We start from the raw sequence: 26,182 nt of genomic DNA, 5'->3' as shown, positions 1-26,182 counted from the left end.
GCGCTATCGGGCAGGCTCCGCCTGCCTCGATACGCAAGAAGCTTATGCCATCGCCCCCCTCCACACAAAATCCACCCTCCGATTGTCGAAGCGGAGAGTCTGCGTTGCCAGGTGCTTTCGCAGGTTGCCGGCTTTGTGTTGTTGGAGGGGGTGTTTCGGTTCGCTGTGGAATTGTCAAAGAACGGGTGCGACGGGGCGGTAGGGTGGGAATGTGTGGTGGTCAGTACTGGTGCGGTTGGGTGGTGTAGTGGCGGCCCTGAGGAGTGACCCAATGCAAGGTCCCGTCCTCATCCAGGGTGACGGTGTGGTTGCCGTGCTTGAGGTGGTGGTGGTGTTGGCAGTAGCCCTTGAGCTGGTCCGGGTTCGTCTTGCCCTGGGGCCAGGGGACGGTGTGGTCGATTTCCTGGATGGGGTTGACGCAGCCGGGGGCGCAGCAGGTGCCGCCGTCGCGGAGTTTGGTGAACTCGCGGCAGCGGGCTGGGGGTTTGTAGAGGTGGGTGGCCATCGCGGCGGCCCGCTGGTACTCGTCGAGCAGGACGCCGCGCCAGGGGCCGAGCATGGCGAGTTCGCGGGCGGAGTCGGCGCTGATGGGGCCGTAGCCGTCGAGCAGGCCCGGGTCCTCGGTCAAGCCCATGAGGGTTTCCATGGAGAGGGTGACGTGGACCTGGACTTTGCGGTCGATGCCGTAGCCCAGGAAGCGGTCCAGGAACGCGTCGACTCGTTTCTGGTCGGTGGTGCGGCAGTCCTTGCACAGGGCGCGGGCGTCGGCGGTGGCGATGTCGTAGCACTGCCGGGCGTCGATCGCGGACATGCGGATGCGGAGTTCGGCCATGCCGTTGGGCAGGGGGTAGAACTCGATCCGGCGTTCCTTGTCGCGGGCCTTCTGGCGGCGCTGCTCGTAGCCGAGCGGGTCGGCCTCGGCGACCAGCTTGGTGGTCCGGCGCGCGAGTTGGGTGCGGGTGAGCTCGGCGGCGACCTTGACCAGTTGGTCTTCGATCTGGGGGATCGTGGCGGGGTCGAGGTGGATCACCCGCTCGTCCACGGTCTCCAACCGGCGCAGGTCGATCTCCCCGCGCCGCAGCTGCTCACACAGGCGCGGCAGGCGGTCTAGGACCTCGGCGCGTTCTTGCTGGCGGAACAGGGACTGTTCGGACTCGTGGGTGGCCATGGACATCTCGGCCAGGTCGTCGAAATTCCGAAGAATGCACAGCCGGGCATGGTCGGCAACCGCCGTGATCTTGCGGGCCGCGATGAATGCGGTGACTTGTTGCTCGGGGGTGAGAGTGGAAAGATCAGCACTCAGGAGCAGGTCCAGCATCGCTCCCGAAGGCTCAGCGGACTCTAGCTCTCGGGTGATTTCTTCCATACCCCAAGAATACTCCCCATCAAGATCCAAATCGAATCACTAACGGGTGAACCTGTGTTTCATGCATAATCGCGACGACCCCACAAGCAGCATCACGACCCCACCCAAAGCACCACGGCGACAATGATCTACACCTTCAGGCTCCGGAGGGTGGATTTTGCGCGGAGGGGGGCGATGGCATAAGCTTCTTGCGTATCGAGGCAGGCGGAGCCTGCCCGATAGCGCCTTGATACGCCATCGCCCAGAGGTCTCCGCGCAAAATCCACCCGGAGTCACTAACCAAACTGCCCCCGGAGTCACCTGGATAACGCCCCCCAAACAGCCCCCACCCCACCCCACCGTATCCCCCAAACCGAACAACGGCCCCCAACCGGAGCCCGCCAGACCCCACCCAACCCCCGCGAGTTCCGCCCTCGGGCCACTTCCAGCGTCGTTGCGTAAGTGGGTGGGCCCGAGGACGGAACTCTCCAGCCCGAGGACGTGACTCGCGTCAGCCGGTGTGGCCTATGCGGTGGCTGATCTCCTTCGCGCCGTCGGCCGCGAGGCGGGCGACTTCGGGGAAGCGGTCGGTGGTGAGCCGGTACGAGGGGCCGGAGACGCTCAGGGCGGCCACGACGGTGCCGTCCATGCCACGGATGGGGACGGCGACGGCGTTCAAGCCGATCTCCAGCTCGTCGGCCGTCGAGGCCCAGCCGGTGTCGGCGCAGGTGTCGAGTTCGGCGCGCAGCAGGCCGGGGTCGGTGATGGTGCGAGGGGTGTACATGGTGAGGGGGCGGGCCAGCAGTTCGTCGCGGACGCCGGAAGGCAGGTTGGCCAGGAGGACCTTGCCGCTGGAGGTGGCGTGCAGGGGGGTGCGCTGGCCGACCCAGTTGATGGTGGCGACGGTGGCGCTGCCGCGGACCTGGCTGACGTTGATGGCGTAGCCGCCGTCGAGGATGGCGACGTTGACGGTCTCGCCGACCTGGGCGGCCAGGCGTTCACAGACGGGGCGGCTCTCGCGGGACAGGTCCATCTGGGCGGCGGTGGCGCCGGCGAGGCGGACGATGCCGAAGCCCAGGCGGTACTTGCCGCGGTCGCCGGCCTGTTCGACCAGCCCGCGGCCGTCGAGCACGGAGACCAGGCGGAACGCCGTGGACTTGTGCACGCCCAGCTCGGCGGCCAGCTCGGTGATGCCCATTTCGCCGTGCAGGGCCAGCAGTTCCAGGACGGACACCGCGCGGTCGACGGACTGCACGAGGGCCGCCGACCCCTCGCTCGAAGCCATGCACGCACTGTAGTCGAGCTGATGGAGCCTTGACGGCGCATCGCCACGTCCGCACTCTGTTGCGTGGAGCACGACAAGTTGTGTTATGCGCAACCGGAGGCCGACGTGATCGAGGTGTGCAGAGTCGACGAGCTGCCGCCTGGCGAGGCGCTGCGAATCGACACGGTCGACCCGCCGATCGCCGTGTTCCACACCGAGGACGGCGAGTTCTACGCCGTCGACGACACCTGCACGCACCAGGACGCCTCGCTGGCCGACGGCTGGCTGGAGGGCTGCCAGGTGGAGTGCCCGCTGCACGCCTCGTGTTTCGACCTGCGCACCGGCCGGCCCAGCGGCCCGCCGGCGACCAAGCCGATCCGCACCTACCCGGTGGTCGTCGAGGACGGCGTGATCCGGGTGGCGCACAGCGAAGTGGCCTGCTGATGCGCACCGCGGCCGTGGTCGGGGCCTCGCTGGCCGGCCTGTCCACCGCGCGGGCCCTGCGCCAGCAGGGTTTCGACGGCCGGCTGGTGATCGTCGGCGACGAGCCGCACCGGCCCTACGACCGGCCGCCGCTGTCCAAGGACTTCCTGGCCGGCAAGACGTCCGACATCGGCCTGGGCACGCCCGACGATGAGGGTCTGGACCTCGACTGGCGGCTGGGCGCGCGGGCCCTCAGGCTCGATGCTCGTGACCGTTCCATCGAGCTGTCCACCGGCCAGACCGTGCGCTGCGACGGCGTGGTGATCGCGACCGGCGCGCGGGCGCGGTGGCTGCCGGGCACCGAAGGCGTCGGCGGCGTGCACGTCCTGCGCACGCTGGACGACGCGATCCGGCTGCGCGCCGACCTCGTGCCGGGAGTGCGGCTGGTGGTGGTCGGGGCCGGCTTCATCGGGGCCGAGGTGGCGTCCACGGCCCGGCACCTGGGCGCGGACGTCACGGTGATCGAGGCCGAGCCGCTGCCCCTGCTGCCGCAGCTGGGCAAGGAACTCGGCATGGTGTGCGCCGGCCTGCACGCCGACCACGGCGTCGAGCTGATCACCGGCGTCCCGGTGCGGCGGATCCTCGGCGAGTCGCGGGTGCACGGCGTGGAGTTGGCCGACGGCCGGCATCTGCGGGCCGATGTGGTGGTGGTCGGCATCGGGGCGGTGCCGAACGTGGAGTGGCTGGACGGCTCCGGCCTCGAGTTGGGCAACGGCGTCGTCACGGATGCCGCCTGCGCCACCGGGTTGCCGGAGGTGGTGGCGGTCGGCGATGTCGCCGCGTCGTACAGCGTGCACCTGCACGAACGGCACCGGTCGGAGCACTGGACGAATGCGCTGGAGCAGCCGGCGACGGCGGCGGCGACGCTGCTCGGCGCCCCGCGGCCGCACCTGTCCGTGCCGTATTTCTGGTCGGACCAGTACGGGGTGCGCATCCAGTTCGCCGGCACGCGGCGCGACGGCGACACCGTCCGGGTGATCGAGGGCGACGTGGACCGCCGCAGCTTCCTGGCCGTCTACGAGCGGCGCGACCTGCTGGTCGGGGTGCTCGGCATGAACCAGCCGAAGCTGTTCTCGCGGTGGCGCCGGCAGCTGGCGCGGCCGGTGTTGGCCCCTTGACGGACGGGGCCCCACGGTCGATGCTGTTGCGAATTCAGCGTGCCGTTGCGTAATCAGAAACAACCGTGATCGGGGGTCCCCGTGGCGGAACTGTTCATCGACGGGCACTGGACGGCCGGGCACGACGCCCGTCCAGTGATCAACCCGTTCGACGGCAGCGTGCTCACGACAGTCGCCGAGGCCGACGCCGGGGACGCCCTCAGAGCGGTGGCCGCAGCCAAGGCGGCCTTCGATCGCGGGGTGTGGCCGCGGACCCCGGCGGTCGAGCGCGGGGCGCTGCTCAACACCGTCGCCGACCTCCTGCTGCGCGACCGCGACGAGATCGCCCACACCGAGACCCTGGACACCGGCAAGACCCTCGGCGAGGCCGGGGCCGACGTGGACGACGTGGTCCGCGTCTTCCGCTACTACGCCGACCTGGCCGACAAGCACCCCGGCCGGGTGGTGGACACCGGAAATCCGGTCACCCAGAGCAGGATCGTCTACGAGCCGGTCGGCGTCTGCGCGCTGATCACGCCGTGGAACTACCCGCTGCTCCAGGCGTCCTGGAAGATCGCGCCGGCGCTGGCCGCCGGCAACACCATGGTGGTCAAGCCGAGCGAGGTCACGCCGCTGACCACGATCAAGCTGGTCCGGCTGATCGAGGAGGCCGGCATCCCGGCCGGCGTGGTCAACCTGGTGCTGGGCGCGGGCGCCACCGTGGGCGCGGCGCTGGCCGAGAGCCACGACGTGGACCTGGTGTCGTTCACCGGCGGCTTGGCCACCGGGCAGCGGATCATGGTCGCGGCCGCCGGCAACATCAAGAAGGTCGCGCTGGAGTTGGGCGGCAAGAACCCCAACATCGTGTTCGCCGACGCCGACCTGGACGCGGCCAAGGACCAGGCGCTCAACGCCGTTTTCCTGCACGCCGGCCAGGTCTGCTCGGCCGGGGCCCGGCTTCTGGTGCAGGACAGCATCTACGACGAGTTCGTGGCCGAGATCGCCGCCCGCGCCGACCGGATCCGCATCGGCAACGGGCTGGACGAGACCAGCCAGAGCGGCCCGCTGGTCTCGGCCGAGCACCGGGCCAAGATCGAGCGGTACGTGGAGACGGCCGTGGCCGAGGGGGCGAAGCTGCTGGCCGGCGGCCGCCGGCCGACCGAACCCGAGTTGCAGCAAGGATTCTTCTACCGGCCGACGGTGTTCGCGGACTGCCGCCGCGACATGACCGTCGTGCGGGAGGAGACGTTCGGACCCATCCTGACCGCGGAGCGGTTCGCCACCGAGGACGAGGCGATCGAACTCGGCAACGACACGGACTACGGCCTGGCCGGCGCGGTGTGGACGCGCGACGCCGGCAAGGCCGCCCGGGTCGCCGGCGCGCTGCGGCACGGCACCGTGTGGGTCAACGACTTCCACCCGTACCTGCCCCAGGCCGAATGGGGCGGCTTCAAGCGGTCCGGCATCGGCCGCGAGCTCGGGCCCACCGGCCTCGACGAGTACCGCGAGGCGAAACACGTCTACACCAACACCGATCCGAAACCACTCGGCCTGTTCCCGGGGTGATAAGGATGTACGACTTCGTGGTGGTCGGCGGGGGATCCGCCGGCAGCTGCCTGGCCAACCGACTGTCCGCCGACCCCGCCGTGAAGGTGCTGGTGCTGGAGGCCGGCCGGCCCGACTACATCTTCGACCCGCTGGTGCACATGCCGGCGGCGCTGACCATGCCGATCGGAAACCGGTTCTACGACTGGAAGTACGAGTCGGAGCCGGAGCCGGCGATGGGCGGCCGGCGCATCTACCACGCCCGCGGCAAGGTGCTCGGCGGCTCGTCCAGCATCAACGGCATGATCTTCCAGCGCGGCAACCCGCTGGACTACGAGCGGTGGGCCGGCGACGAGGGCATGAAGTCCTGGGACTACGCGCACTGCCTGCCCTACTTCAAGAAGATGGAGAACTGCCTGGCCGGCGCGGACGAGTTCCGCGGCGGCGACGGGCCGCTGGTGCTGGAGCGCGGCCCGGCCGACAGCCCGCTGTTCCGGGCGTTCTTCCAGGCGGTGCAACAGGCCGGCTACTCGCTCACCGACGACGTGAACGGCTACCGGCAGGAGGGCTTCGCCCCCTTCGACCGCAACCTGACCCGAGGCCGCCGGCTCAGCGCCGCCCGGGCCTACCTGCACCCCGTGCGCAAGCGTCCCAACCTGGCGGTCAAGACCCGGGCCTTCACCACCCGGATCCTGTTCGAGGGCAAGAAGGCCGTCGGCGTGGAGTACGTCCAAGGTGGACGGACGCGGGAAGTCCGCGCCGGCGAAGTGATCCTGTGCGGCGGCGCGATCAACTCCCCGCAGCTGCTCCAGCTGTCCGGGGTCGGCAACGCCGACGAGCTCAAGGCGTTGGGCATCGACGTGGTGCACGACCTGCCGGGCGTGGGCGAGCACCTCCAGGACCACCTGGAGGTCTACATCCAGTACGCCTGCACCAAACCGGTGTCGGTCGCGCCGTACATGAAGTGGTACCGCAAGCCCTTCGTGGGCCTGCAATGGCTGTTCCGCAAGGGACCGGGCGCCACCAACCACTTCGAGGGCGGCGGCTTCGCCCGTAGCAACGAGGACGTGGACTACCCGAACCTGATGTTCCACTTCCTGCCGATCGCCGTGCGCTACGACGGTTCCCTGCCGGCCGGCGACCACGGCTACCAGGTCCACATCGGACCGATGTACTCCGACGCCCGCGGCTCGGTGAAGATCACCTCGAAGGACCCGAAGGTCAAGCCGGCGCTGCGGTTCAACTACCTGAGCACCGACCAGGACCGCCGCGAGTGGGTGGAGGCGATCCGGGTCGCGCGTGACATCCTGACGCAGCAGGCATTCGACGAGTACAGCGGCGGGGAGATCTCGCCGGGGCCGTCGGTGCAGACCGACGAGGAGATCCTGGCCTGGGTGGCCAAGGACGCGGAAACGGCGCTGCACCCCTCGTGCACGTGCCGGATGGGGGTGGACGAGCAGTCCGTCGTGGACCCGGAGACGTTGCGGGTGCACGGAGTCGACGGGCTGCGGGTCGTCGACGCGTCGGTGATGCCCTATGTCACCAACGGCAACATCTACGCGCCGACCATGATGATCGCGGAGAAGTCCGCGGACCTGATCCTCGGCCGGCCGCCCCTGCCGCCGGTCGAGGTCCAGTTCTACCGCCACCGGGAGCAGTCGTGAGCGACGGACACGGAGTCACCGAGTTAGGGTACAAACAGGAGTTCGAGAGAACCCTGGGCAACTTCCACACCTTCGCCGCCGGCATCAGCTACATCTCCATCCTCACCGGCACCTTCCAGATGTTCTACTTCGGCTTCTCGGTCGGCGGCCCGGCCAACTGGTGGTCGTGGCCGATGGTGTTCGTCGGCCAGCTGATGATCGCCCTGTGCTTCGCCGAGCTCTCGGCCCGCTACCCGGTGGCCGGCTCGATCTACAACTGGTCCAAGAAGCTCGGCAGCCCGCACGTGGCCTGGCTGGCCGGCTGGATGATGCTGGTGGCCTCGGTCGTCACGGTGGCCTCGGTGGCGCTGGCCTACCAGATCACGCTGCCGCAGATCGCCGGCTTCTTCCAGATCGCGCCGGACAACGCGGTCAACGCGGTCATCCTGGGCACGGTGCTGATCGTGTTCAGCACGGCGGTCAACGCCTGGAGCACCAAGCTGATGGCCCGCATCAACAGCGCCGGCGTGTTCATCGAGCTGATCGCCGCCGTGCTGCTGGTGGTGCTGCTGGCCTTCGCCGTCGTGCGCGGGCCGCAGGTCGTGCTGGACACCGCCAACAAGGGCGACGGCGTGCCGCTGGGCTACTTCGGCGCGTTCCTGGTCGGCTCGCTGGCCTCGGCCTACGTCATGTACGGATTCGACACCGCCAGCTCGCTCGGCGAGGAATCGGTGAACCCGCGCAAGAACGCGCCGCGGGCCATCCTGCGCGCGCTGATCGCCTCGTTTGTCATCGGCGGCCTGATCCTGCTGCTGGCCCTGATGGCCGTGCGCAACATCAACGCGCCCGAGCTGAGCACGATCGGTTTGCAGTACGTGGTGATCGACGTGCTCGGTTCGGGGCTGGGCAAGGTGTTCCTGGTGGCGGTGGCCATCGCGATCACCGTGTGCATCCTGGCCGTGCACACCGCGGCCATCCGGATGACCTTCGCCATGGCCAGGGACAACAACCTGCCGGCCGGCTCCTGGCTGGCCAAGGTGCACGGCAAGCAGCGCACCCCGGTCCGGCCGGCGGTGCTGATCGGGATCATCGCGGTGATCCTGCTGGTGGTCAACATCGGCCAGCCGCAGATCTTCCAGCTGGTCACCAGCATCGGCGTGGTGCTGATCTACGTGGCCTACCTGCTGGTCACGCTGCCCATGCTGATCGCCCGGCTGCGGGGCACGTGGCCGGGCAAGGACGCGCCCGAGGACGGGTTCTCGTTGGGGCGCTGGGGTTTGCCGGTGAACATCCTGGCCGTGCTGTGGGGTGCGGGCATGGCGATCAACCTGGCCTGGCCGCGCAGCGAGGTCTACAACCCGACGCCGCCGTTCCACTGGTTCCTCCAGTGGGGTGCGGTGTTGTTCGTGGGTCTGGTGGCGCTGCTCGGCTTCGGCTATTACTGGTTTGTGTTGCGGCACAACACCGGCGTGCTCGCCGACCACGCCGCTGAAGCTCCTGTCACCGCGGAGGAGGCGGTCTGATGCCCAAGGTCGTGGTCATCGGCGCCGGGGTGGTCGGCTGCGCGCTGGCCGATGAGCTCACCGAGCGCGGCTGGACCGATGTCACGGTGCTCGACCAGGGGCCGCTGTTCTCCACCGGCGGCTCCAGCTCGCACGCGCCGGGGCTGGTGTTCCAGACCAACCCGTCGAAGACCATGGCCGAGCTGGCCGCCTACACCGTGCGGAAGCTGTGCGACATCGGGGCGTTCAGCCAGGTCGGCGGGCTGGAGGTGGCGACAACTCCGGAGCGGCACGCCGACCTGGCCCGCCGGCACGGTTGGGCCACCTCGTGGGGCATTCCCTCCACGCTGATCGGCGCGGACGAGTGCCGGACGCTGGTTCCGTTGCTGGGCAAGGATGTTCTCGGCGGCCTCCACACCCCGACCGACGGCCTGGCCAACGCCGTGCTGGCCTGTGAGAAGCAGGCCCGGCGGGCGATCGACCGGGGTGCGCTGTTCGTCGGCCGGCAGAAGGTGGTCGCCGTCGAGCAGGCCCACGGCCGGGTCACCGGCGTGCGCACCGAGAGCGACACCTTCGCCGCCGACATCGTGGTGTCCTGCGCCGGATTCTGGGGCCCGGCGGTCGGCGAGCTCGTCGGGCTGACCGTGCCGCTGACGCCGTTGGCCCACCAGTACGCCAAGACCACGCCGGTGGCCGGGCTCACCGGCCGGATGCCGATCCTGCGGCACCAGGGCGAGGACCTCTACTACCGCGAACACGGCGACCGGCTGGGCATCGGCTACTACGGGCACCGGCCGATGCCGGTCGACATCGCCGATCTGCCAACGCATCCGATGCCGTCGATGCTGGCGTTCACGCCCGAGGACTTCGAGGACGCCTGGACCGCGTCCACGCGGCTGCTGCCGGCCCTGGGCCGGGCGGCGGTGGGGGAGGGCTTCAACGGCGTCTTCTCCTTCACCCAGGACGGCTTCCCGCTGATGGGGGAATCGCCCGCGCTGCAAGGGTTCTGGGTGGCCGAGGCGGTGTGGGTGACGCACTCGGCCGGCGTCGGCCGGGCGATGGCCGAGTGGCTGGTCGACGGGCAGCCGTCGATCGACGCCCACGAGTGCGACCTCAACCGGTTCGAGCAGCACCAGCTGGCGCCTTCCTATGTGTTGGAACGCGGTCAGCAGAACTTCGTCGAGGTGTATGACATCCTGCACCCGTTGCAGCCCATGGAGTCGCCGCGTCCACTTCGGACATCGCCGTTCCACGAGCGGCACCAGGAGCTGGGCGGCATGTTCCTGGAGGCCGCCGGCTGGGAGCGGCCGCACTGGTTCGAGGCCAACGAGTCCCTGGTCGAGCGGATCGACGTGCCCGAACGGGACGACTGGGCGGCCCGCTACTGGTCGCCGATCGCCGCCGCCGAGGCCCGTGTCACCCGCGAGCGGGTCGCCCTGTACGACATGACCCCGTTGAAGCGCCTGGAAGTCGCCGGCCCCGGGGCGCTGGCCTTCCTTCAGGGCCTGACCACCAACAACCTGGCCAAGTCGGTCGGCTCGGTGACGTACACGCTGATGCTGGACGAGACCGGTGGCATCCGCAGCGACCTCACCGTGGCCAGGCTGGGCGAGAACCTGTTCCAGGTCGGCGCCAACGGCAACCTCGACCTGGACTGGATGCTGCGCCGAGTCCCGTCCGACGTCACGGTGCGGGACATCACCGCCGGCACCTGCTGTCTCGGGGTGTGGGGACCGCTGGCCCGCGACCTCGTGCAACCGTTGGTGGACCAGGACTTCTCGCACAAGGCCTTCGGCTACTTCCGGGCCAAGCGGGCCCATCTCGGCATGGTCCCGGTCACCGCCATGCGACTGTCCTATGTGGGCGAACTCGGCTGGGAGATCTACACCACCGCCGACATGGGCCTCAAGCTCTGGGACACGCTGTGGGCGGCCGGGCGGGAGCACGGCGTCATCGCCGCCGGCCGCAGCGCCTTCAACAGCCTGCGGCTGGAGAAGGGCTACCGGTCATGGGGCGCCGACATGACGCCCGAGCACTCGCCCTCCGAGGCCGGCCTGGACTTCGCCGTGCGGATGGACAAGGGCGACTTCGTCGGGCGCAAGGCGTTGGAAGACCGCCCGGTGCAGCGGAAACTGGCCTGCCTCACCATCGACGAGCCCGGCTCCGTGGTGCTGGGCAAGGAACCCGTGTGGTGCAACGGCACCGCCGTCGGCTACGTCACCAGCGCCTCCTTCGGCTACAGCGTCGGCCGGACCATCGCCTACGCCTGGCTGCCGCCGGCCGTGGCCGAGCCCGGGGCCGCGGTGACGATCGAGTACTTCGGGGAGAAGATCCCGGCCACGGTCCGCGCCGAGCCGCTGTTCGATCCCGAGATGGCCAGAATCCGCCGGTGAGAGGGGAATCGTCCGTGACCGCCAGCCTCATCCCCACACTACCCGGCGCGTACTACACCGATCCGGACATCTTCCGGCAGGAGCAGGAGCGTGTCTTCGAGGCGATGTGGTTCTGCGCCGTCAGGGCCTCGGACATCCCCACCCCGGGCCGGTTCCGCACCGTCCAGATCGGACGGGAGAGCGTCCTGGTCTCGCGGGCCAGAGACGGCGCGGTCAAGGCATTCCTCAACATCTGCCGGCATCGCGGGGCCAAGCTCTGCGTGGACGACGAGGGCGAGGTCAAGCGGGCATTCCAGTGTCCTTACCACGCCTGGACCTACGGCCTGGACGGCAAGCTCATCGCCGCCCCCAACCTGACCAAGATGCCCGACATCGACCGGGTCGAGTACGGCCTGGTCAACGTGCACGTCCGGGAATGGCTGGGCTACGTCTGGGTGTGCCTGGCCGACAAGCCGCCGTCCTTTGAGGACGATGTCATCGGCGCGTGCACCGAGCGGTTGGGCGATGCCACGGCCATCGACCACTACGACACCGCCAACCTCTCCGTGGGCCGGCGCATCGTCTACGACGTCAAGGCCAACTGGAAGCTCATCGTCGAGAACTTCATGGAGTGCTACCACTGCGCCACCATCCACCCCGAGCTCACCGAGGTGCTGCCGGAGTTCACCGAGGGCCTGGCCGCCCAGTACTACGTCGGCCACGGGGCCGAGTTCGGCGAGGACATCCAGGGCTTCACCGTCGACGGCGGCTCGGGCCTGGACCGCATCCCCACCGTGACCGAGGACCAGGACCGCCGCTACTACGCCATCACCGTCAAGCCCCAGGTGTTCATCAACCTGGTGCCCGACCACGTGATCCTGCACCGCATGTTCCCGCTGGCCGCCGACCGCACCGTCGTCGAGTGCGACTGGCTCTACCTGCCGTCCGTTGTGGACTCCGGCAAGGACGTCTCCCGCTCGGTCGAGCTCTTCCACCGGGTCAACGAGCAGGACTTCGAGGCCTGCGAACGCTGTCAGCCGGCCATGAACTCCCGTGCCTACGCCAAGGGCGGCGTCCTGGTTCCGAGCGAGCACCACATCGGCGCCTTCCACGAGTGGCTCCAGGCCAAGCTGGCCAACGCCTAGCTGCCCGCCGCGCGGTCCGCGAGCGGGCGCCGGCGCCGGTCGGCATCGCCCAGTTCCGGCGGAGTCCAGGGGCCGTGTTCCTTGTACAGGTTGGTTCCCGGCGGCACGATCTCGTCGATGCGGTCGAGGGCGGCGTCGTCAAGGGTGAGCGAGGCGGCCTTCACGAGACTGTCCAACTGGTCCATGGTCCGGGGACCGATGATCACCGACGTGACCCCGGGATGCGCGGCGGGAAAGGCCACCGCGAGCTCGGGTAGCGAGCAGCCGAGGTCCGCGGCCAGTTCGGCGAGCTGTTCGACCGCCTCGAACTTGGCGGCGTTGTCCGCGACCGTGGGGTCGAAGCGGGAGGGCGTGAGCGCGGCCCGGCCGGTGGTCAGGTCGACCGGCCGGTCCCTGCGGTAGCGGCCGGACAGGAATCCCGAGGCGAGCGGGGCGAAGGTCAGCACGCCCATCCCGTAACGCCGGCAGGTCGGCAGCACCGAGGTCTCGACCCAGCGGGCCAGCAGGGAATACGGCGGCTGCTCGGTCCGGAAACGGTGCAGGCCACGGCGTTCGGCGACGTGATGGGCCTCGACGAGCCGCTCGACCGGGAACATCGAGCAGCCGAACGCGCGGATCTTGCCCTGCCGCACCAGGTCCGTCAGCACGCCGAGGGTTTCCTCGACGTCGGTCTCGGGGTCGAAGCGATGGACCTGGTAGAGGTCGATCCAGTCGGTCCGCAGCCGCCGCAGGCTCTGCTCGACCTCTTTGACGATCCAGCGCCGCGAGTTGCCGCTCCGGTTGGGGCCCTCGCCCATTGGGAAGTGCACCTTGGTGGCCAGCACGACGTCGTCGCGGCGGCCGCTCAGCGCCTTGCCGACGATCTCCTCGGACTCGCCCGAGGAATACATGTCGGCGGTGTCGACGAAGTTGATGCCCTGGTCGAGGGCGGCGTGCACGATACGGACGCAGTCGTCGTGGTCGGGGTTGCCGACGGCGCCGAACATCATGGCCCCCAGGCAGTGCACGCTCACGTCGATGCCGGTGCCGCCGAGTCGGCGGTAACGCGTGGTCATGCCGTGAGACCCTAGGAACTAGAGTCGACTCTAGGTCAAGGCCGTACTCTGGCGGGCATGTCCGTGGACACACCCGAGTTGAGCATCGGCGAGGTCGCCGAACGCACCGGACTGAGCGTGCATGCCCTGCGCTTCTACGAGCGGGAGGGCATCCTCGCCAACCCGGTGCGCCGGGCCGCCGGCGGCCGGCGGCTCTACAGCGAGGACGACGTCGAGTGGCTGCGGCTGTGCATTCTGCTGCGGGCCTCCGGCATGCCGGTGCCCCTGATCCGCCGGTACACCGAGCTCGTCCGGCAGGGCGACGGCAACGAGCAGGAGCGCCTCGGCCTGCTGCGCCAGCACGAGCAGCAGGTCGTCGAGCAGATCGCCGAGCTCAACCGCTGCCTGGACGTGATCAGGTACAAGGTCGCCAAGTACGAGGACCATCTCGCCGGCCACTAGTCGTGCGCGACCACGATCCTGTCCCCGCCGGTGGTACGCAGAGCTGGAGCTGGCTGACCACCGCGCGGTCGAGGCACTCTCGACGGGGTCATTCGTCGAGAGAAGAGAACGTCACATGAACAGCGGACACTGCCTGTGCGGGGCGATCAGCTACCGGCTCACCGCGAAGCCCGACGCCGTGGTGCTGTGCCACTGCGAGGAATGCCAGCGGCACAGTGGCTCGGCGTTCTCGGTGAACGTGCTGGTGGCGCGGGACGCGGTGGAGATCACCGGCACGCCCCGCTCCCACCAGACCGTCGGCGCCGAGAACGGGCACCTGCGCGACCGCCTGTTCTGCGGCGACTGCGGCACGCCGATCTTCACCGTCATGCACGAGCGGCCGGAGATCATCATCGTCAAGGCCGGCACCCTCGACGATCGCAGCGGTGTGAACCCCGTGGCCGAGGTCTGGTGGCGGCGGGCCCAGGACTGGATCGAGCCGAGCCCGACCCGGCCCCGGTTCGACGGCGACCTGAAGGCCTAGCGCGCGTCTGACAGACATTGTGGAGGGATGCTGAGACCCTGGCCGCCGAAACCCCGCCCCACTGCTGTCTGACGAGCAGTGGCCGTTGATCGAGGACTTGTCGCCGGCGCGGACGCATCGGCAGGGCCAGCCGTTCGCGGATGCGCTGTCGACGATGGAGGTCATCGTCTACCGCGACCGATGCGGGATCGCGTGGCGGGACGTGCCGTCCTCGGGCCGTGGCAGCCGATCTGGACCTGGCATCGCCGGCTCTGCGGGCATGTGGGATGTGCTGCTATCGCGTCTAGGACGGGGGCAGAGCACGAACGCCGCCGGATCGGGCACGGGACGACAGGGCGTATTCGTCGCGGTCGATCCGGGCTCTTCTGCGCACGCGCGGGATCCGCGCGGTGATCCCGGTACCGGCTGTTCTGGCCGGCCACCGGGTTCGCCGGGGGTCTCGGGGCGGCCGGCCGCCGGTGTTCGATCCGGTGGGTTACCGGGGCCGCAACGTGATCGAGCGTGGTTCAACGTCCTACCGGGCGGCGATCGTCCCGCACGCCGTGATCACGTGGACCACAGCTCTGTCATGCACGCCCCAGACGATCGCCGCCGGGCCAACGACTGTCACTCCCCGCGCCCGTTGCTGAACTCCGGCAGGCCGTCGTTGATCTTCACCGTCCAGCCCCCGTGGTGAATGAGCCGGTGGTCGCGTGAGCAGAGCAGCACGAGGTTGTCCAGGCTGGTCGGTCCTCCGTCAGCCCAGTGAACGATGTGGTGGGCGTGGCATTGCCGCGGTGGGCGGCCGCATCCGGGAAATGCGCACCCTTTGTCCCGGTGGATCAGGGCTCTCCGTATGGCGTTGGGGATCGTCCGGGATGCCCGCCCGATGTCCAGGACTTCGGACTTGGCCCCCAGCACCACTCGGAGGATTTTGCTGTCGCAGGCGATCCGTCGTACCGAGGCGGCGTTGAGCGGCCCCAGGTTCTCCACGTCGGCGGTGCCCTTCTGCTCCTGGAAGTCCTTGAAGGACATCGTCAGGTTCAGGTGCGGCTTCTCGCCACCCTCGTCGGGTAGTTGGTCGCTGCCGAGGGCGATTTCGAACTGGGTAGACCACGCGGCGAGGTGCCTGTTGGGCAGGTCCTTTTCCGCATGGTCCCCCGCCGAACCGGACTGGCCCGTTTCCGAGCATCCGGCTCTCCAGTGATTATGCCGTGAGTTGCGCGGTTGGCTGCTCGCTGTGGATGAGGTCGTGACAGGATTGGCAGACCACAAGGGTTTTGCGCCGTTTCCGTGCCATGGTGGCCATCCACGCGGGCCTGCTGGTTCCAGATCGCGTGAGGTCAGCCAGCGAGCGGACTTGGTGTACTTGTATGTGGTCCGTCTTCTGGCAGAGCTCGCACTGTCCGTTTAGGAGCCGAGTGATCAGCTCCTTGCGGGCGTAGCCGATCTGGGTCGGGATGCGGTCGGTGAGGACCGCGTCCCGCTGCCGGGTGAGTGGGATTCCGCCGAATCGAGCGACCAGCGGCTTCTTGCCCTCGCGGGGTCGGCTGGCTTCAAAGCAGGTGCGCATCCCGTGCGGCGTCGTGATTTTGGCCTTGTAGCGGGCCGCCATCTTTGACACCGTGGAATTATGCTTGGCTGCCAGCGTCTTCAGCATCGCCGTCTCGGCGACCCACTGTAGTCGGGAAAGCCGTGAGACGTTGTGGGCGAGAAGATAGTACTGGACAATCCCCCGGTATTCAGCCCCGCAGGTTCGGACGATGTCGTAGTCGTCGAAATGTGTGAGAGCTGACCGGCGCGCGGGTTTTCCGCGCACCTGATAGGGGGCGCACTTTGTCGTGATCACAGCGGTGGGCACGCTTAACCGAATTGTCCCGTTGACCTGTCGCTGCCCTTGGGTCAATGTGGTGTCACTGTGCTGCACGCTGATCTCGTAGCCGAGATATCGCGCTGCCCGGGTGCGGGCGTGCGTGATCAGCGTTTTGTTTGGCGATAGTTCCAGCTTGAGTTCGTCACGCAGGAAATCCGCCAGTCGCTGTTTGATGGCCTCGGCTTCGGCTCTCGGCCCGGTAAATCCCAGAAGATGGTCATCGGCGTAGCGGTTATAGCGCAGCCGCCGGTAGTGGGGATCCTGTGGATCCTTGCTCGGCAGGGTGTGCAACTGCTGGCGCAGTGTTCGGGCTTGCGCCCGGTCGCCGCGTTCGCGTGCCCGCTCCAGCGCCTTGGCCACCTTCACGTAGGGCGGGTTACGCGCCCTGAGGTGTCCCCGGGTGTATTCGGGGACGAGTACTGTTTCGACAAATTCGTCTAGCTTGTGCAGGTATATATTTGAGAGGATAGGTGAGACGACACCGCCCTGTGGGGCGCCCGATAGGGTGACACCCCACGTCCAGTCCTCCAGGTATCCGGCTTTCAGCATGTTTCGCAGCAGCCGCAGGAACCGGCTATCGTGGATCTTCTCAGCTAGGGTCGTGATCATCACATTGTGATCGAGAGACCCGAAACAGTCGGAGATGTCACCTTCGATAAACCAGGTGGTCGCATGTCAGGTGTTGGCCACCTCACGTAACGCCGTGTGGCAGCCGCGCCTGGGGCGAAACCCGTGGGAGCGATCGGAAAATCGGGGCTCGTAGTACGCCTCAAGAAGTAGGCGCGTTACCTCCCCGACCAGCTTGTCCGACCATATCGGCAGTCCTAGCGGGCGCATCTTCCCGTCCTTCTTTGGGATATAGATTCGCCGTGCCGGCGAGAAGCGATAGCGCTCGTGGCGCATCGCGTCGATGATCGCGAGGATCTTCGCCATGGACATGCCGTCCGCGGTTTCCTGGGTGACCCCAGGCGTCATTGCTCCGTGGTTGGAGTAAATTCGCCCGTAGGCCAGCAGATACAACTGCGGGTTGAACAGTTGTCGGTACAGTTCTTCACACGGCAGGCCGCGCCTCCCGCGCTCACGGAGAACACTCAACACTACTTCGGCGTCCTGCATTTCGCATACCTCGCAGCTTATGGGTGTTCAATCACCTGCGCCCCTTTGCCCTGTGATCGGCGTTACCGTCCCCTTGGTAGGTCGTGACTCCTACGACTACTACGGGCGCTCTGTCGCCATGGGGTTCGCACCCGACAGGCGATCCCACGTTCGTCTCTGTCATACGTTCTCAGCGTGATTTAGGTGCCCCACTCATCTCCTTGAATGCCCTCATTGGGCATCGCTCCGGCGTCCCAGAGGATGCGGCAACCAGATCATGATGTCGCCGCAGGGACCGGCATCGGTTTCAGGCGTGTTTCCGATGGGCGTCGCGTTTCGCCTTCTGGAGATTAGGATTTAAACAATTCGGTTTTCACCATGTCACGCGGGCCGCCCGCTGCACCGCCCCGTACGCCTGGGCACGATCAGCGGTTTCCTGGCATGCTATTGTCCCCTTCACCTTTCGGATCCAGGTAAGCCATCAGGCCCAGAGATATTCCTCCAGTCTCTCCCTACTTTGTAGGGGATATGACAGAGCGCCTCGTGGCGCAGTGATCTCGGCGAACGCGTCGCCTTGGCGCTGAGGGGTGGTGCGGGTGTCGTCGGCCGAGGTCGGCTTGGACTTCGACGCGATGGCCGCTTCCAGCATCGCCCCGGTCTCCGGGTCGACGTGCCCGTGGATGTGGAAGGAGCCGTTCGCGCGGCGGGTGATGTAGAGCTCCCGCGTGGGCTGGGCGAGTTCCGGGACGTCGGGGGCTTTGCCGTCTTGGTCGAGCAAGTACAGGAGATGCTAGGCGAGGTCGTGGAACTTGACCGTGTCGAACTGTGGCGCGTTGTCCACCAACGCCGCTTCGACGTCGTCGCGATCAGCCTCCGGCGCTGCGCTCAGGGTCGTGTCGATGATGTTGAGATGCTGCTTGCTCAGCGTCTCCTCGACCGCCACGTCCCGGACCGCGTTCCGCTCGAACAGCTCCGCGAACCGCACCAGATCCCGCGCCTCACCCCGGGTGATCTTCCACGTCACCGTCAGATAGGCGAGCAGCGCGTTCCGGTCGTCCTTGGTCCGACTGCTGCGGTTCCAGCGTTCCCGTACCACCGCGATCTCTCGCAGGTAGTCCGTCTTGCGCCGCTCCTCGATCAGCACGCCGACCTCGCCCAGCGCCCCGTCACTCAGTCGCCACCATTCGGTGTCGACCGGCATATCGAGGTTCGCTGACATAACCTCATCTTACCATATTCCGAAGCCGGATTCTCGTTGCCAGGAAACGGTTACCTCCCTGTATCCCTCCTGAAGATTCCTTAAGGAAAGCGCTTTCCGATCTTGAAAAGCCCCACCCTCCCAAACGGCAACCGAACAACGAAAGCCGCGCCCCCTCCCACGTCCCAAGCCCTCTGTAAACCGCACCACCCACCCCCCTGACACCACGCAACGGACCCCGCCCACCCACCTGACTCGCGTCAATCGGCCTCGGACGAGAATGAGCCGGCGGTGAGGAGACCCAGGCCCTGTGGGCAATACCCTTGCCAACAAAGGGAAGGGGTGGGCAAGAGTCGCCGACCATACCGTAGCCGACGGGCGGGCCGGCACCGGTGCCCTAGGGTCAGGCCAGCGGCTCGCGGCATGTGGACCGACGACAACCGACACGACCTGGCCAGTCGAAAGTCGCCGGCAGCCGGTACCGAGGGCGATCAACGTCCTCGAGCAGTGGCGGGGCGTCGCCACCCGGTCGACAAACTCGCTGTGGTCTACCGGGCGGCGATCGTCCTGCATACTGCGGTCACGTCACGTGGACCAAAGCCTTGCCAGAAATGCCCTAGCGCTGGAGCGTGAAGAACAGGAAGGCGAGGAAGTTCGGGCGGCCCGTGAGCTCAGGGAACTTCTTGCGGGCCTCGGGCACGGGGGCGGGCTCGCCGAGGCCGAGGATGCGGAAGCCGGCGGCGGTGAAGGCGTCGGTCATGGCGTGCAGCGGGCGGTCCCAGAAGCGCAGCGGCACGGTGTGACCACCCATGTTCCACTCCTCGATCCGCTCGCGGGTGGCGAAGTAGTCCGGCTTGGCCCCGGATTCGCGCTGCCACAACAGGATGGCGGAGGGATGTTCGACGGAGACGAGGAGCCGACCGCCGGGCTTGAGGACCCGGCGCAGCTCGGCCAGCGTCGGGCCCCAGTCCTCAAGGTAGTGCAGCACCAGGGAGGCGACGACGTCGTCAAAGGTGTTGTCGGGTAAGGGAAGCGGGTCGGCCAGGTCGGCGACCCGCAAGTCCGCGTCCTCGCCGAGCCGCTTTCGGGCCTGGGCCAGCATTCCCGCGCTGGCGTCGATGCCGGTGACGATCGCGCCCCGCTCCCGCAACGCCGCGGACAGCGGCCCCGCCCCGCACCCCGCGTCCAGGATCCGCCGCCCGGCCACCTCCCCGGCCAGGGCCAGCATCGCCGGGCGCTCGTAGTAGGCGTTGAGCAGGCTGGTCTCGTTCTCCGCGGTGTACGCCTCGGCCAGCGTGTCGTAGTCGTTCACAACGAATTCAAGCACGATCAGCGGGTGACGTCATGCCGCGAGGCCGGGCCGAACTCCTGTTCGAAGCGGGCCAGTAGAGTGGCCAGCAACGGGTTGAGCAGGGCCAGTTGCTCCTCGGTCAGCGCACTGGCGAAGATCTCCTGCTCGTAGGCGGCGCGGGCAGTGGTGGCGGCCCGCCAACGATGGCGGCCCTTGCGGGTCAGGCGGACCGGACGACTGCGGCCGTCGGCGGCGGCGACCGGCTCGACCAGGCCCGCCTGGATGAGGCGGTCGATGCGCAGGCTGATGGTGCCCGCGGTGAGGCCCAGGGTCTCGGCCAGCTGCTTGGGCGTGCACACGGGGCCGGCGCGGTGCAGCACCGACAACGCCTCCCAGTCGCCCACGGTGAGCTCGTGCCGGGTGGCCGCGCGCGCGAGCACCTGGCCGAACTGACGGGAGATTCGGCCGATGCGCTGCCGGGCGGCCTCGACGTCCCGGTCCACGCCGTCGGGCATCTGCCCGATCCACGTGCCGAGCTCGGCCCCGACCGAGTCCTGGTCCGCCACTGGACACTCCTTTGGGTACCAAGGTAGTTTGCTTTGGGTATCAAACTATACCGGCACGGGGGAGTTTCCGATGGTAGAAGACATCCAGGACCAGGTCTGGCTGGTCACCGGGGCCAGCGTCGGGTTCGGCCGCACGTTGGCCGAGACCGTGCTGGCCCGCGGCGGGCGGGTGGTGGCGACCGCGCGCGACCTCGATGCCGTCAAGGATCTGGCCGAGCGGGAGCCGGAGCGGGTGCTGGCCGTCCGCCTCGACGTCACGGACCCGGCCTCGGTGCGTGCGGCGGTCGACGCGACCGTCGCCCGGTTCGGCCGGATCGACGTGCTCATGAACAACGCCGGGCACGGCCTGGTCGGCGCGCTGGAAGAGCTATCGGAGCAACAGATCCACGCGGTGATGGCCACGAACGTGTTCGGCGCGATGGCGGTGACCCGGGCCGTGCTGCCGCACATGCGGGCCCGCCGGCAGGGGCGCATCGTGCAGATGTCCTCGGTCGGCGGCGTGGTCGGCAATCCCGGCCACGCCATCTACGCCACGTCCAAGTTCGCGCTGGAGGGCATGTCCGAGGCCCTGGCCGGCGAGGTCGCGCCGCTGGGCATCCGCGTCCTGATCGTCGAGCCGGGGCCGTTCCGCACCGAGTTCGCCGGCCGGTCCATGGCCTTCGCCGAGCCCATCGACGACTACCGGGACACGCCCGCCGGCACGCTGCGCACCCGTTTCCGGGAGCAGGACGGCCGCCAGCCCAACGATCCGGCCCAGGCCGCGGCGATCATCGTCGACCTCGCCAACGACGACAGCGCGCCGCTGCGCATCCCGCTCGGCCCCGAGGCCGTCGGCCGGATCCGGGAGAAACTCCAGCGCCAGCTGGACGATCTGGCGCGGTGGGAGTCCGTCGCGGTCGACACCCGCTACTGAGCGACCGCGGCCGGCTCCTCCTCGGTGCGTTCCTGGGCGTCGTCGAGCACGATGCGGCCGAGCACGGCGTAGGTGTCGGGGCGGAAACGCTTGAGCGCCAAGGCGCCGAGGATGCCGATGACGAACAGGCCGGCGACGATCCAGGGAATGGCGTGGAAGAACGGGGTGGAGGCGGCCGCGCCGGCGGCGGCGCCGAGGTTGTCCACGAGCAGCCAGACCACGGCGATCATGCCGATGCCGCCGAGCAGGGGAGCGGTGAAGGTCTTGAACCAGTGCCGGGATTCCTTGTGGTTGCGGGCGAAGTAGCCGATCACCGCGAACGAGCACAGGGTCTGCACGATCAGGATGGCCATGGTGCCGAGAATGGCCATCAGGGTGTAGAGGCTCAGGTACGGGTCCTGCCCGGCCAGGCTGAACAGCGCCACGATCACCACGGCGATGGCGGTCTGGGTGAAGGAGGCGACGAACGGCGAGCCGTGCCGGGGGTGGGTGCGGCCCAGCCGTTTCCAGATCAGGCCCTCGCGCCCGATGGCGTACATGTACCGGGCGGCGCACTGGTGGAAGGCCATGCCGCAGGCGAAGGAGCCGGTGATCAGCAGCCACTGGAACAGCAGCACGGCCCAGTGTCCGACGAAGGTCTCGGTGGGGCCGAAGAAGAATCCCAGCGGATCGGACGCGGCGACCTGGACCGAGCGGGCCAGGCCGTTGCCGGCGATGGCCATCCAGGACACGAAGATGTAGAAGATCCCGACGCCGACCACCGAGATCAGGGTGGCCCGCGGAATGGTCTTCTTCGGCTCCCGCGACTCCTCGCCGTACATCGCGGTCGACTCGAAGCCCACCCACGACCAGAAGGCGAAGAACAGCCCCAGGCCGGCGGCGGGGCCGCCGAAGGCGTTGAGCGGATTGACGGGAGACAGGGGGATCCCGTCGGGGCCGCCGCCCCGCACCAGCACCGCCACGGCCATCAGGAACAGCATGCTGACCTCGGCCACCAGCATCACGCCGAGCAGCCGCGAGGTCAGGTGGATGTCGAAGTACGACAGGATCGCGGTGGCGGCCAACATGATCGCGGCGAACAGCTGCCACGGCAGGTGCACGCCGAACTGGGCCAGCACGGTGGTCTGGGCGAAGTAGGCGAAGATGCCGACGATGGAGGCCTCGAACACGATGTAGGCCAACACCGCCAGCAGTCCGCTGGCCAGCCCGACCACCCGGCCGAGGCCCTGCGACACGAAGCCGTAGAACGCGCCGGTGGCGGTGATGTGCTTGGTCATCGCCACGTAGCCGACGGAGAACACCGTCAGCACCACCGTGGCGAACAGGTAGCCGGCCGGGGCGCCGGTTCCGTTGCCGAAACCGACGGCGACCGGGACGTTGCCGGTCATCGCGGTGATCGGGGCGGCCGTGGCGATCGCCATGAACACCACCCCGACCACACCCACCGAGTTGGCGCGCAGGCGATCCATCAGTGCGGGCAGCCCCTTCAGAGGAGTTGGTAGGCCTTCTCGAGGGATACTCGCAGGATCTGCTCCATCTCGTCGAAGTGCGACTGGTCACAGACCAGCGGCGGCGACAGCTGCACGACCGGCTCGGCCCGGTCGTCGGCCCGGCAGTACAGGCCGTTGTCGAACAGCGCGGTGGACAGGTAGCCGCGCAGCACCCGCTCCGACTCGTCGGGGGTGAAGGTGAGCTTGGTGTCCTTGTCCTTGACCAGTTCGATGCCGTAGAAGAAGCCGGCCCCGCGCACGTCGCCGACGATCGGCAGGTCCCGCAGCTTGTCCAAAGTGGACCGGAACGCCGCCTCGTTGTCCTGCACGTGCTGGTAGATGCCCTCGTTCTCGATGATGTCCAGGTTGGCCATCGCCACCGCGCAGGACACCGGGTGCCCGCCGTAGGTGGAGCCGTGCATGAAGATGTTGTGGCCCTGCAGGAACGGCTCCATCAGCCGGTCGCTGGCCAGCACCGCGCCCAGCGGGGCGTAGCCGGAGGTCAGGCCCTTGGCCACGGTGATCATGTCGGGCTGGTAGCCGTAGCGGCGGGCCCCGAAGTCGTGGCCCAGCCGGCCGAACGCGCAGATCACCTCGTCGGACACGAGTAACACGTCGTAGGTGTCGCAGATCTCCCGGACCCGCTGCCAGTAGCCGGGCGGCGGCGGGAAGCAGCCGCCGGTGTTCTGCAGCGGCTCCAGGAACACCGCGGCCACGGTGTCCGCGCCCTCCATCAGGATGGCCTGCTCGATCTGGTCGGCCGCCCACCGGCCGAAGGCGACCAGGTCGTCGCCGTGCTCGGGGGCGCGGTAGAAGTTGGTGTTGGGCACCTTGATCGCGCTGGGCACCAGCGGCTCGAAGTCGGCCTTGGCCCCGGGGATGCCGGTGATCGACAGCGCCCCCTGCGAGGTGCCGTGGTAGGCCATCGACCGGCTGATCACCTTGTGCTTGGTGGGCTTGCCGGTGAGCTTGAAGTACTGCTTGGCCAGCTTCCAGGCCGTCTCAACGGACTCGCCGCCGCTGACCGTGAAGAACACGCGGTTGAGGTCGCCGGGCGCGGCGGCGGCCAGCCGCTCGCCCAGCCGCACGGCGGCCGGGTGGGCGGCCGACCAGAGCGGGAAGTAGGCCAGCTTGCGGGTCTGCTCGGCGGCGGCCTGGGCCAGCTCCTCGCGGCCGTGGCCGACCTGCACGGCGAACAGGCCGGCCAGGCCGTCGAGGTAGCGCTTGCCGTTGGTGTCGTAGACGTAGACGCCCTCGCCGCGCTCGATGACCGGGATGTCGGTCTCGGTGTAGGCGGAGTGGCGGGCGAAGTGCAGCCACAGGTGGTCCCGGGCCGAGGCGGGGAGGTCGGCGCTCCCAGGGCTGGCGGTCATGGCGTCCTCACCGATTTCGTCGTCCAAGCGTCTCTTGACTACGTTTATCGCACATCGGTGAGGTCAATACAAGGGATTCCGCAGGGCTTAGCGGGTGCCCCACTGGTAGGACTGCTTGTGTAGCCGCAGGTAGGGCATGGTTTCCACGTCCCGCACGCCCTCGACGGTGCGGATCCGGTTGGACATCAGGTCCAGCAGGTCGGCGTCGTCCTCGCAGACGGCCTCGCACAGGATGTCGAAGCGGCCGGCGCAGACCACCACGTAGTCGATCTCCGGCATGGCCGAGAGCGCCTCGGCCACCGGCTCGATCGGGCCGCTCACCTTCAGCCCGAGCATGGCCTGCCGGAACAGCCCCACCTGCATGGGATCGGTGACCGCGACGATCTGCATCACGCCGGTCTGCACCAGCTTGGCCACCCGCTGCCGGACCGCCGCCTCGGACAGGCCCACGGCCTTGCCGATCGCCGCGTACGGCCGCCGGCCGTCCTCCTGGAGCTGTTCGATGATCAGTTTCGACGCCTCGTCGAGAGGCTCCGTGTTCCTGCGCACCGGCGCATCATCGCAGGTCTCCGCCCGTCGGCACGGCAGCGGTGACCGTGTCCGCCACGGCGTCGACGCGCCGGAAGTAGGCCGAACCCTTGCGCCAGGCGACAATCATCGGCGCCACGCCCACCGCGAGCAGGCCCAACCCGATCCCGTTGACCACCGCGTCGTTGGAGCCGATGGCCTCCACGAACATCCACAGCAGGAACGCGGCCCCCAGTCCCGGCCACAGCCCGATCAGCACGAAGTTGCGCACGCTGGTGAACAGCTCGGCCCGGTGCGACACGACCACCGCGAGGCCGGCCAGGCCGTAGTAGAAGGCGATCTGCAACCCGATCGCGCTGATCGCGGCGGACAGGATCTCGCCAACCGAGCCGAGGAAGTTGGCCGCCACGAACATGATCACCGACACCACCGCGACCGTGATGGTGGCCAGGGTCGGCGTGCGCCAGCGGCGGTGGGTGCGGCCGAACGCGCGCGGCAGCGTGCCGTCCCGGCCCATCGCGAACATCGTGCGCGTGACCTGGATCAGCGTGGTCTCCAGGGTGGCGATGGTGGACAGCACCACCGCGATGGACAGGATCTTGCCGCCGGGGCCGGGCCAGATGGCCTGGCCGAGCAGGTCCAGCAGGTTGCCGCTGCTGCCGCCGATGGTGTCGGCCGACAGCAGCAGGTTGACCAGCACGGTGAAGCACAGGAACAGGCCGAACACGATCACCACGCCGACGATGCCGCCCAGGCCGGCGGCCCGGCGCGCGGACTTCGTCTCCTCGTTGAGATTGGCCGAGACGTCCCAGCCCCAGTAGTAGAAGGCGGCCACCAGCGCCGCCCCGGCGAAGCCGCCCATGCCGTCGAAGTGCGAGAAACCCAGCCAGGACCAGTCGAAGTGCTCGACGGCGATGCTCGGCGCGCGCACCAGGCCGACCACCAGGAACACCACCAGGATGGCCACCTCGATGCCGGACATGATCCACTGTGCCCGGGCCGTGACGTGCGCGCCGAGATAGACCACCAGCGCCATGGCCACGAACCAGACCGCGCCGACCACCGTCACCAGTGGCGTGTCGGCGGCCAGGTCCGGGTCGAACAGGGACAGCGTGAGCGAGCCGGCCGGGATCGCGCCGGCGACCATGAACAGCGTGGCCGAGACGATCAGCGCCCAGCCCGACAGGTAGCCCAGGAACGGGTGTAAGGCGCGGCCGACCCAGGCGTAGCTGGCGCCGGCGTTGACCTCGGTGCGGCCCAGGTGGCTGAACGCCCAGGCGATGCCGAGCATCGGGATCCCGCACCAGAGCAGCGCCGCCGGACTGCCCAGCCCCGCGACCGCGACCAGGGCCGCGGTGCTCGCGCCGATCGAGTAGGCGGGCGCGCTGCCCGCGACGGCCATCATGGCGGTGTCGGCCGCCCCGAGCACGTTGGCCCGGAGCGTGTGCTGCTCTGACATCG

The 26,182-nt window shown here is 68.4% G+C and carries 25 protein-coding genes; 11 read left to right on the top strand and 14 right to left on the bottom strand.

The features are described from left to right. Positions 1-220 precede the first annotated feature (220 nt). Positions 221-1,318, bottom strand: coding sequence for a DUF222 domain-containing protein (locus ACIG5F_RS43790; RefSeq protein WP_396526152.1), 1,098 nt, complete (start codon positions 1,316-1,318; stop codon positions 221-223). A gap of 538 nt (positions 1,319-1,856) precedes the next feature. Beyond that, on the bottom strand, positions 1,857-2,630 hold the full coding sequence (locus ACIG5F_RS43785) for an IclR family transcriptional regulator (RefSeq protein ID WP_396526151.1): 774 nt from the start codon (positions 2,628-2,630) through the stop codon (positions 1,857-1,859). Between the two features lie 105 nt (positions 2,631-2,735). On the opposite strand from ACIG5F_RS43785, the gene ACIG5F_RS43780 reads away from it, so the two are divergent. From ACIG5F_RS43780 to ACIG5F_RS43750, 7 genes are all read left to right on the top strand, one after another. Continuing rightward, complete coding sequence (locus tag ACIG5F_RS43780; RefSeq protein WP_396526161.1) at positions 2,736-3,053, top strand: bifunctional 3-phenylpropionate/cinnamic acid dioxygenase ferredoxin subunit; 318 nt, start codon at positions 2,736-2,738, stop codon at positions 3,051-3,053. Beyond that, positions 3,053-4,210: an NAD(P)/FAD-dependent oxidoreductase gene (locus ACIG5F_RS43775; RefSeq protein WP_396526150.1), complete on the top strand. Its 1,158-nt coding sequence runs from the start codon at positions 3,053-3,055 to the stop codon at positions 4,208-4,210. The genes ACIG5F_RS43780 and ACIG5F_RS43775 overlap by 1 nt, the downstream gene beginning before the upstream one ends. A gap of 81 nt (positions 4,211-4,291) precedes the next feature. Continuing rightward, positions 4,292-5,755 (top strand): aldehyde dehydrogenase family protein, encoded by a 1,464-nt coding sequence (locus ACIG5F_RS43770; protein ID WP_396526149.1) that lies wholly within the window; start codon positions 4,292-4,294, stop codon positions 5,753-5,755. Positions 5,756-5,760: 5 nt separating this feature from the next. Beyond that, positions 5,761-7,398 carry a choline dehydrogenase gene (betA, locus tag ACIG5F_RS43765; protein WP_396526148.1) on the top strand — a complete coding sequence of 546 codons (1,638 nt, stop codon included), beginning with the start codon at positions 5,761-5,763 and terminating at the stop codon, positions 7,396-7,398. Beyond that, positions 7,395-8,900, top strand: coding sequence for an APC family permease (locus tag ACIG5F_RS43760; RefSeq protein WP_396526147.1), 1,506 nt, complete (start codon positions 7,395-7,397; stop codon positions 8,898-8,900). Before betA ends, ACIG5F_RS43760 begins: the two co-directional genes overlap by 4 nt. After that, a complete protein-coding gene (locus tag ACIG5F_RS43755; RefSeq protein ID WP_396526146.1) occupies positions 8,900-11,272 on the top strand; it encodes an FAD-dependent oxidoreductase in 2,373 nt (790 codons plus the stop codon). The genes ACIG5F_RS43760 and ACIG5F_RS43755 overlap by 1 nt, the downstream gene beginning before the upstream one ends. Before the next feature lie 14 nt (positions 11,273-11,286). Next, on the top strand, positions 11,287-12,396 hold the full coding sequence (locus tag ACIG5F_RS43750; protein WP_396526145.1) for an aromatic ring-hydroxylating dioxygenase subunit alpha: 1,110 nt from the start codon (positions 11,287-11,289) through the stop codon (positions 12,394-12,396). Here ACIG5F_RS43750 and ACIG5F_RS43745 read toward each other — a convergent pair. Further along, positions 12,393-13,451 (bottom strand): aldo/keto reductase, encoded by a 1,059-nt coding sequence (locus ACIG5F_RS43745; protein ID WP_396526144.1) that lies wholly within the window; start codon positions 13,449-13,451, stop codon positions 12,393-12,395. The two genes, ACIG5F_RS43750 and ACIG5F_RS43745, sit on opposite strands and share 4 nt — an antisense overlap. A 57-nt stretch (positions 13,452-13,508) precedes the next feature. On the opposite strand from ACIG5F_RS43745, the gene ACIG5F_RS43740 reads away from it, so the two are divergent. From ACIG5F_RS43740 to ACIG5F_RS43730, 3 genes are all read left to right on the top strand, one after another. Further along, the gene (locus ACIG5F_RS43740; RefSeq protein ID WP_396526143.1) at positions 13,509-13,892 is read left to right on the top strand and encodes a MerR family transcriptional regulator; all 384 of its coding nucleotides are present in this window, start codon (positions 13,509-13,511) and stop codon (positions 13,890-13,892) included. Between the two features lie 115 nt (positions 13,893-14,007). Beyond that, positions 14,008-14,415 carry a GFA family protein gene (locus tag ACIG5F_RS43735; RefSeq protein ID WP_396526142.1) on the top strand — a complete coding sequence of 136 codons (408 nt, stop codon included), beginning with the start codon at positions 14,008-14,010 and terminating at the stop codon, positions 14,413-14,415. Positions 14,416-14,476: 61 nt separating this feature from the next. Beyond that, positions 14,477-15,091: a transposase gene (locus ACIG5F_RS43730; RefSeq protein ID WP_396526160.1), complete on the top strand. Its 615-nt coding sequence runs from the start codon at positions 14,477-14,479 to the stop codon at positions 15,089-15,091. Here ACIG5F_RS43730 and ACIG5F_RS43725 read toward each other — a convergent pair. From ACIG5F_RS43725 to ACIG5F_RS43695, 7 genes are all read right to left on the bottom strand, one after another. Further along, a complete protein-coding gene (locus ACIG5F_RS43725; protein WP_396526141.1) occupies positions 15,022-15,669 on the bottom strand; it encodes an HNH endonuclease in 648 nt (215 codons plus the stop codon). The two genes, ACIG5F_RS43730 and ACIG5F_RS43725, sit on opposite strands and share 70 nt — an antisense overlap. Beyond that, positions 15,602-16,924 (bottom strand): group II intron reverse transcriptase/maturase, encoded by a 1,323-nt coding sequence (locus tag ACIG5F_RS43720; RefSeq protein WP_396526159.1) that lies wholly within the window; start codon positions 16,922-16,924, stop codon positions 15,602-15,604. The genes ACIG5F_RS43725 and ACIG5F_RS43720 overlap by 68 nt, the downstream gene beginning before the upstream one ends. 18 nt (positions 16,925-16,942) lie before the next feature. Continuing rightward, positions 16,943-17,383: a hypothetical protein gene (locus ACIG5F_RS43715; protein WP_396526140.1), complete on the bottom strand. Its 441-nt coding sequence runs from the start codon at positions 17,381-17,383 to the stop codon at positions 16,943-16,945. 460 nt (positions 17,384-17,843) lie between these two features. Next, positions 17,844-18,140: a DUF222 domain-containing protein gene (locus tag ACIG5F_RS43710; RefSeq protein ID WP_396526139.1), complete on the bottom strand. Its 297-nt coding sequence runs from the start codon at positions 18,138-18,140 to the stop codon at positions 17,844-17,846. Between the two features lie 12 nt (positions 18,141-18,152). Next, positions 18,153-18,581, bottom strand: coding sequence for a hypothetical protein (locus tag ACIG5F_RS43705; protein ID WP_396526138.1), 429 nt, complete (start codon positions 18,579-18,581; stop codon positions 18,153-18,155). Between the two features lie 595 nt (positions 18,582-19,176). Next, positions 19,177-19,887: a class I SAM-dependent methyltransferase gene (locus ACIG5F_RS43700; protein WP_396526137.1), complete on the bottom strand. Its 711-nt coding sequence runs from the start codon at positions 19,885-19,887 to the stop codon at positions 19,177-19,179. A gap of 2 nt (positions 19,888-19,889) precedes the next feature. After that, positions 19,890-20,417, bottom strand: a complete 528-nt coding sequence (locus tag ACIG5F_RS43695) for a MarR family winged helix-turn-helix transcriptional regulator (RefSeq protein WP_396526136.1) — start codon at positions 20,415-20,417, stop codon at positions 19,890-19,892. A gap of 70 nt (positions 20,418-20,487) precedes the next feature. Here ACIG5F_RS43695 and ACIG5F_RS43690 point away from each other — a divergent pair, with 70 nt between their 5' ends. After that, on the top strand, positions 20,488-21,330 hold the full coding sequence (locus tag ACIG5F_RS43690; RefSeq protein ID WP_396526135.1) for an oxidoreductase: 843 nt from the start codon (positions 20,488-20,490) through the stop codon (positions 21,328-21,330). Here the strand turns inward: ACIG5F_RS43690 and ACIG5F_RS43685 are convergent. From ACIG5F_RS43685 to ACIG5F_RS43670, 4 genes are all read right to left on the bottom strand, one after another. Further along, entirely contained in the window at positions 21,324-22,799 is a 1,476-nt protein-coding gene (locus ACIG5F_RS43685; protein WP_396526134.1) for an APC family permease, read from the bottom strand. The two genes, ACIG5F_RS43690 and ACIG5F_RS43685, sit on opposite strands and share 7 nt — an antisense overlap. A 17-nt stretch (positions 22,800-22,816) precedes the next feature. Beyond that, positions 22,817-24,193 (bottom strand): aspartate aminotransferase family protein, encoded by a 1,377-nt coding sequence (locus ACIG5F_RS43680; protein ID WP_396526158.1) that lies wholly within the window; start codon positions 24,191-24,193, stop codon positions 22,817-22,819. 87 nt (positions 24,194-24,280) lie between these two features. Next, entirely contained in the window at positions 24,281-24,742 is a 462-nt protein-coding gene (locus tag ACIG5F_RS43675) for an Lrp/AsnC family transcriptional regulator (RefSeq protein WP_396526133.1), read from the bottom strand. Positions 24,743-24,749: 7 nt separating this feature from the next. Further along, positions 24,750-26,180, bottom strand: a complete 1,431-nt coding sequence (locus ACIG5F_RS43670) for an APC family permease (RefSeq protein ID WP_396526132.1) — start codon at positions 26,178-26,180, stop codon at positions 24,750-24,752. Between the last annotated feature and the right edge of the window lie 2 nt (positions 26,181-26,182).

The sequence above is a fragment of the Kutzneria sp. NPDC052558 genome (genome assembly GCF_044547355.1).
Taxonomy (GTDB): domain Bacteria; phylum Actinomycetota; class Actinomycetes; order Mycobacteriales; family Pseudonocardiaceae; genus Kutzneria.
Note: the sequence above shows the minus strand (reverse complement) of the source record. Positions and strands in the feature narration are given on the sequence as shown.